This is a genomic window from Allobosea sp. CER48, assembly GCF_044752385.1.
In the GTDB taxonomy this organism is placed as follows: Bacteria; Pseudomonadota; Alphaproteobacteria; order Rhizobiales; family Beijerinckiaceae; genus Allobosea.
On the sequence record NZ_JBIWYK010000172.1, the window covers coordinates 1 to 6,268 of the forward strand.

Annotated in this window: 9 protein-coding genes; 1 reads left to right on the forward strand and 8 read right to left on the reverse strand. The window is 65.8% G+C overall.

The window, feature by feature from the left end; all coding sequences use genetic code 11:
* From ACIPIA_RS08495 to ACIPIA_RS08530, 8 genes are all read right to left on the reverse strand, one after another.
* Positions 1 to 179: SRPBCC family protein (locus ACIPIA_RS08495; RefSeq protein ID WP_400508533.1), on the reverse strand; the 179-nt coding region annotated here is incomplete at its 3' end.
* Positions 176 to 508: an ArsR/SmtB family transcription factor gene (locus ACIPIA_RS08500; RefSeq protein WP_400508517.1), complete on the reverse strand. Its 333-nt coding sequence runs from the start codon at positions 506 to 508 to the stop codon at positions 176 to 178. The genes ACIPIA_RS08500 and ACIPIA_RS08495, both read right to left, overlap by 4 nt.
* Before the next feature lie 74 nt (positions 509 to 582).
* On the reverse strand, positions 583 to 924 hold the full coding sequence (locus ACIPIA_RS08505; RefSeq protein ID WP_400508519.1) for a cupin domain-containing protein: 342 nt from the start codon (positions 922 to 924) through the stop codon (positions 583 to 585).
* Positions 925 to 935: 11 nt separating this feature from the next.
* Positions 936 to 1,706, reverse strand: a complete 771-nt coding sequence (kduD, locus tag ACIPIA_RS08510; protein WP_400508521.1) for a 2-dehydro-3-deoxy-D-gluconate 5-dehydrogenase KduD — start codon at positions 1,704 to 1,706, stop codon at positions 936 to 938.
* A complete protein-coding gene (kduI, locus tag ACIPIA_RS08515; RefSeq protein WP_400508523.1) occupies positions 1,706 to 2,542 on the reverse strand; it encodes a 5-dehydro-4-deoxy-D-glucuronate isomerase in 837 nt (278 codons plus the stop codon). Before kduI ends, kduD begins: the two co-directional genes overlap by 1 nt.
* A gap of 10 nt (positions 2,543 to 2,552) precedes the next feature.
* Positions 2,553 to 3,833: a TRAP transporter large permease gene (locus ACIPIA_RS08520; protein ID WP_400508525.1), complete on the reverse strand. Its 1,281-nt coding sequence runs from the start codon at positions 3,831 to 3,833 to the stop codon at positions 2,553 to 2,555.
* Between the two features lie 3 nt (positions 3,834 to 3,836).
* A complete protein-coding gene (locus tag ACIPIA_RS08525; RefSeq protein ID WP_400508527.1) occupies positions 3,837 to 4,370 on the reverse strand; it encodes a TRAP transporter small permease in 534 nt (177 codons plus the stop codon).
* Between the two features lie 182 nt (positions 4,371 to 4,552).
* Complete coding sequence (locus tag ACIPIA_RS08530; RefSeq protein WP_400508529.1) at positions 4,553 to 5,539, reverse strand: TRAP transporter substrate-binding protein; 987 nt, start codon at positions 5,537 to 5,539, stop codon at positions 4,553 to 4,555.
* A 161-nt stretch (positions 5,540 to 5,700) separates the two neighbouring features.
* Between ACIPIA_RS08530 and ACIPIA_RS08535 the strand changes: the two genes are divergently transcribed.
* On the forward strand, positions 5,701 to 6,268 hold a 568-nt coding region (locus tag ACIPIA_RS08535; RefSeq protein WP_400508531.1), incomplete at its 3' end, for a GntR family transcriptional regulator.

Genomic DNA, 6,268 nt, shown 5'->3' on the forward strand with positions numbered 1-6,268 from the left:
ACCGCGCCCCATTCGGCGCTGAAGTCGAAGCGATGCCCGACGATCGGCTTGAAGTCGTTCTTCATCAGCCATTCCGCGATCAGATGCGGCTGGGTCAAAGCGCGCCAGAGCTTCTCCGGCGGATGGGAAAATTCGCGCTCGACGACGACGGAGCGGAGTTCGGTGGAAGCGTCGTTCACTGGTCCATCCTCTTGAGAAGATCTTCGAGATCGTCGAACCGGTTCTCCCAGAACCCGCCCATGCGGCCGGTCCAGTCGATCAGCGGCGCCAGCGCCCTCGGTTGAGCGCTGTAATGGGACTGGCGGCCTGCCTGTCGGTCCTGCACCAGACCGGCCTGCTTGAGCAGCGCGAGATGTTTCGACACGGCCGGCTGGGAGATGCCGGCGCGGGCCGTCAGCGCCCCCACCGTCTGCTCGCCGTCCCGGCACAGCCATTCGAACAGCGCCCGCCGGGTCGGGTCTGCGAGTGTCCGAAAAAGCTGGTCGTGATCCGTCGCGATCAAAATCATAGCCCGTCAGTTATGGGTTAAATCCATAGCTGACGGGTTATGAAAAAGTCAAGCCGCGCGCGAGGGCTGGCTGGTCAGGATACGAAATCCTGCCGCATCGGCGTGAAGACGTCGACGAGCGTCCCGGCTTCGACATTGACGGCGCCGTGGACCGCATCGGGCGGCACGGTGAAGCTGTCGCCCGCAGTCAGGCGCACCGTGCGCCCGGAGATGGTGATGTCGAAGATGCCGCTCTCGACAAGCGAGCACTGGATATGCGGATGGCTGTGTGCAGGGCCGATCGCGCCGGCCTCGAAGCGCACGCGCACCATCATGACCTCGTCGCGATAGGTCAGGACCTTGCGCGCCACGCCGTCGCCGGCCGGCTCCCAGGCGAGATCGGCATCATGGGCGAAGGGCTCGTTCTTTCGGTCCATCTCGGTCTCTCCTAGCGCGCGAGCCAGCCGCCATCGACCGGCAGGACGACGCCATGGACATAGGCGGCAGCGTCCGAGGCGAGGAAAACGGCAGCCCCGCCGAGCTCCTGCGGCTGGCCCCAATGACCGGCCGGGATGCGGCCGAGGATGGCGGCGTTGCGTTCCGGGTCGGCGCGCAGCGCCTCGGTGTTGTTGGTGACGAAATAGCCGGGCGCGATGGCGTTGACGTTGATGCCCTTGCCCGCCCATTCGCAGGCCAGCAGACGCGTCAGCCCGGCAAGCCCGCTCTTCGATGCCGTGTAGGAGGGGATGCGGATGCCGCCCTGGAAGGAGAGCAGCGAGGCGATGTTGATGACCTTGCCGCCCTTGCCGTCGGCCAGCATGCGCCTGGCCACGCCCTGCGTCAGGAAGAAGGTCGACTTCAGGTTGACGTCCATCACCGCGTCCCAGTCGGCCTCGGTGAAGTCGATCGCGTCGGCGCGGCGGATGATGCCGGCATTGTTGACGAGGATATCGAGCCGGGAGCCGTCGGCCTTCGCGGCGGCGTCCGCTGCCTCGACGATCCCTGCGATCGGCTCCAGCGTCGAGAGGTCGGCGGTGATCTCGTGGAAGGGTCTGCCGGTCGCAGAAACCAGCGCCTTCGTCTCGGCCATGCTGGAACGGCCGACCGCGACGATACCGGCGCCAGCCTGGGCGAGCGCGACCGCGATCGCCTGCCCGAGGCCCGTATTGGCCCCGGTAACGATCGCGGTGCGGCCGCACAAGTCAAACGGCGAGCGCATCAGCGCAGGTCCCCGGTCGCGACCATGTCCATGTCGGTATAGTCGACATTATCGCCGCCCATGCCCCAGATGAAGGAATAGGCCTTGGTCCCGACGCCGGAATGGATCGACCAGCCGGGCGACAGGATCGCCTGCTCGTTGGCGACGACCAGATGGCGGGTCTCCTGCGGCTCGCCCATCAGGTGGAAGACCCGGGCGTCGGCGGGAACGTCGAAATAGAGATAGATCTCGCAGCGCCGGTCATGGACATGCGCCGGCATGGTGTTCCAGATGCTGCCCTCGTCGAGCGTGGTCACCCCCATCACCAGTTGGCAGGTGTCGCAGACGCCGGGGATGATGTACTGGCGGATGACGCGCTTGTTGGCGGTGGCCTGCTCGCCGAGGGCGATCGTCTTTGCGTCGGCCTCCCGGATCACCTTGGTCGGATGCGCGGCATGGGCCGGCGTCGAGAGCAGGTAGAACTTCGCCGGGTTGCCGGCATCGTCGCTGGCGAAGGAGACCTCGCCGGCTTCCTTGCCGACATAGAGCGCATCGCGCTTGGCGAGCGCATGGTCCTTGCCGCCGACGCTGACCTTGCCCGGGCCGCCGACATTGACGATCCCGAGCTCGCGCCGCCTGAGGAAGGCGTCGGTGCCGACAGCCTTGGGCGTCGGCAGCACGACGGGCGTCCCGGTCGGCATGGCGCCGCCGACGACGACGCGGTCGAGATGGCTGTAGGTCAGCTTGACCTCGCCTGGCGCGAACAGCGTCTCGATCAGGAAGTGGCGCCGTAGCTCCGCCGTATCGAAGCCCTTGACGGCCTCGGGGTGGGAAACCTGGCGAATCTCGATGGTCATGATCGGTCCTTCAGTGGAACAGGCGCGGCAGCCAGAGCGACAGGCCGGGCACATAGGTGACGAGCAGGAGCACGGCGATGCTGGCGCCGTAGAACGGCCAGATCGTGCGCATGGACTCGCCGATGGAGATGCGGCCGATGGCGCAGGCGACGAACTGCACCGAGCCGACCGGCGGCGTATTGAGGCCGATGCCGGCATTGAGGATCAGGATGACGCCGAAATGGATCGGATCCACGCCGAAGGCCTTCACCACCGGCAGGAAGATCGGCGTGCAGATGATGATCATCGGCGCCATGTCCATGAAGGTGCCGAGCACCAGCAGGATCAGGTTGATCATCAGCAGGATGACGATCGGGTTGTCGGAGACCGCCTTCATCGCGGCGATGGTCGCCTGCGGCACCTCCAGGAAGGCCATCAGCCAACCGAAGGAGCCGGCCGTGCCTATCACCAGCAGCACCATCGCCGTGGTGCGCACCGCGCCCAGCGTCGCCTCCAGGAAGGCCGTCCAGGTCAACTGGCGGTAGACGAAGATGGTGACGAGGATGGCGTAGACCACGGCGACGCAGGAGGACTCCGTCGCGGTGAAGACGCCCGAACGGACGCCGCCGAAGATGATGCCGATCAGCAGGATGCCGGGCAGCGCCAGCACGACATAGCGGCCGACGGTCGCGAAGCCGGGGAAAGCCTCGCGCGGATAGCCGCGCTTCACCGCGACCGCCCAGGCCGCGACCATCAAGGCCGCGCAGAGCAGCAGGCCCGGCACGACGCCGGCCGTGAACAGATCCGCGATCGACAGATTGCCGCCCGCCGACAGCGAATAGATGATCATGTTGTGAGAAGGCGGGATCAGCAGGGCGATGATCGCCGCGTTCGCAGTGACGTTGACCGCGTAGTCGGCATCATAGCCGCGCTTCTTCATCTGCGGGATCATCAGCCCGCCGACCGCCGAAGCATCGGCGACGGCCGAGCCGGAGATGCCGCCGAACAGCGTGCAGGTGACGACATTGACCTGTCCGAGGCCGCCGCGCAGGTGGCCCACGAGGCTCGCCGCCATCTGGATCAGCCGCTCGGCGATGCCGCCGCGGATCATCAGGTCGCCGGCATAGATGAAGAAGGGGATCGCCATCATGGCGAAGGCGTTCATGCCGGAATTCATCTGCTGGAAGACGACGACCGGCGGCAGGCCCATATAGGCGACGGTCGCGACCGAGGCGATGCCGAGGCAGAAGGCGACGGGAATGCCGATCAGCAGCAGCAGCGAGAAGACGCCGAAGAGAATCCAGAGTTCCATGGCTCAGGCCTCCTGGCTTTCGCCGAAATGGACGAAGCCGAGCGGCGCCTGTTCCTCACCGGTGACGAAGAGCAGGAGCTTCTCCAGCGCGAACAGGGCGATCAGCGCGCCGCCGGCGGCGATCGGGACATAGTCCCATCCGCGCGAGATGCCGATGATCGGCATCCGGTCGCTCCAGGTGCCTGCCGCGAGCTGCCAGCCATAGCCGAGCATGGCCAGGCCGAAGGCGCAGACCAGGCCCTCGCCGATGACGATGAGCGCTGCGCGCAGCCGCGGCGGCGACATCACCAGTCCGACCTCGAAGCCGAGATGGTCGCTCTCGCGCACGCCGACGGCGGCGCCGAGCAGGATGAACCAGGACATCAGGAAAAGCGATCCGGCCTCGACCCAGATCGGCGTGTCGTTGAGCACGTAGCGGCCGAACACGCCCCAGGCGACCATCACGGTCATCAGGACGAGGCCGGCCCCGGCGGTGATCAGCGCGTAAAGGCTGAGCTTGGCGTCGAGGCGTGTCAGGAAAGCGGTGAAGGCGCGCATGGGGTGTCCGTGAATACCGGTTTCTCATCCTGAGCCCTCATCCTGAGGAGCCGCGAAGCGGCGTCTCGAAGGATGGCTCCAGCCGTCTCTGGATCATCCTCAGAAGCGATCTGCGATCGCGTCTGAGGATGAGGCGTTGGAAATCGGGGCGGCCGTTACGGACCGCCCCGCCTGAACGAGGTTCAGTTCACCGCCTGGATGGCGGCGACCATGTCCTTCAGCTTCGGGTCGGTGACGAACTTGTCGTAGACCGGCTTCATCGCGTCGATGAAGGGCTTCTTCTCGACCTGGTTGATCTGGGCGCCGCCGGCCTTGACCTTCGCCTCGGAGGCCTTCTCGCGGGCGTCCCAGAGTTCGCGCATCTTCAGGACCGATTCCTTGGCGGCAGCCTTGATGATCGCCTGGTCGGCCGCATTGAACTTGTCGAAGCTCCGCTTCGACATCACCAGCGCTTCCGGCGAGAGCGAATGCTCGGTCACCGAGTAGAACTTGGAGACCTCGAAATGACGGGTCGATTCATAGGACGGCCAGTTGTTCTCGGCGCCGTCGATCACGCCCGTCTGCAGCGCGGAATAGACCTCGCCGAAGGGCATCGGCGTCGCATTGGCGCCCAGCGCAGAGACCAGCGCGACGAACATGTCGGACTGCTGGACGCGGATCTTCATGCCCTTCATGTCCGCCGGGCTGTTGATCGGACGCTTGGAGTTATAGAAGGAGCGCGAGCCGGAATCGTAGAGCGCGAGGCCGATCAGGTCGTGCTTCTCGAATTCCTTGAGCAGGTTGTCGCCGATCGGCCCGTCCATGGCCTTCCGCATGTGGTCGACCGAGCGGAAGATGAAGGGCAGGGACGGAATGTTGGTCGCCGGGATCAGGTTGTTGAACGGCGCCATGTTGATGCGGTTGATGTCGATGACGCCGAAGCGCGTCTGGTCGATCGTGTCCTTCTCCTGGCCGAGCTGGGCCGAGTGGAACACGTTGATCTTGACGCGGCCCTGGGTCCGGTCCTCGAGCAGCTTGCCCATGTAGCGGACGGCTTCGACGGTCGGGTAGTCGGTCGGATGGATGTCGGCCGAGCGAAGCGTCACACTCTGGGCGAGGGCGGAAGTCGCTGCGACGGCGGAGATCGCCAGTGCGGCGGAACAGGCAAGGAAGCTGCGGCGTGCGGTCATGGTGCGTTCTCCCGTGGGTTCGAGCGCTCTGCCGTTTCCCGGCTTGTTCGCGGGCGCCTCGAACGTAAGCTTGCTGCCAGCTCCCCCGTGTCCGGTTGCGGCAGTGATTGTATGGTAGTATGTTGCGGTATGGTACGCAACAGGCCCTGGAGGTTTTTGACTTGAGCCTTTCGTTGGCGTCACCCGCCACATTCTCCGGCGCCTCCGCGGCCGGGCGTGTCGAAGCCGAGCTCCGGCGTGCGATCATCGCGCTCGAACTGCCGCCCGGCACGCGCCTCTCGGAGCAGGAGATCGCGCTGAAATATGGCGTGTCGCGTCAACCTGTGCGCGAGGCGCTGATCGCGCTCGCAAAGACGCGCCTCGTCGACATCCAGCCGCAGCGCGGCACGGTCGTGGTCAAGTTTTCGGTGCGCAAGATGATGGAGGCGCGCTTCGTGCGCGAGGCGGTCGAGGTCGCGATCGTACGCGAGGCCTGCGTCGCCTTTGCGCCGCAGAGCCGGCAAAGGATCGCCGACCTCCTCGATGTTCAGGAAAAGGCGGCGCAGCGCGACGACCACGCCTCCTTCCAGCGCTATGACGAGCTTTTCCATGTCGAGCTGACCGAGGGGGTCGGCATGCCGCTCGCATGGGAGGCGATCCGGGACATCAAGGCGCATATGGACCGGGTCTGCCAGCTCACCCTGCCGGGGCCCGAGGCCATGTTGCCGCTTGTCGAGCAGCACCAGCCCG